Annotated in this window: 1 pseudogene; it reads right to left on the reverse strand. The window is 73.5% G+C overall.

What is annotated here, in order from left to right:
• A pseudogene (locus tag HMPREF3099_RS08270) lies at window positions 1-302 on the reverse strand (serine protease); the annotation flags it as partial.

The following is a 302-nucleotide window of genomic DNA, read 5'->3' on the forward strand; positions in this document are numbered from 1 at the left end:
CCGGTCACGATGGGGGAGGCCGAGGAGGTGCCGGAGAACACGTCCGTGTACTGGGTGCTGGCGTATCCGCCCTGCAGGTCGCCGTAGCCGGTGGTGGTGACCATCTCGCCCCAGCCCTGCACGTTGACGCGCGAGCCGTAGGTGGAGTAGCTGAGGCGCGAGCCCGGCACCCGGCCGGAGCGGGAGCTGGCGCCCGCGCCCACGATGATGGCGCCGGAGTCGCCACGGCCGCCGGGGAAGGCGGTGCCGCCGTAGCAGGAGGAGTCCAGGTTCTGGGCGCCGTTGCCGGCGGCCTCCACCAC

The organism is Kytococcus sp. HMSC28H12 (assembly GCF_001816045.1).
GTDB classification, from domain to species: domain Bacteria; phylum Actinomycetota; class Actinomycetes; order Actinomycetales; family Dermatophilaceae; genus Kytococcus; species Kytococcus schroeteri.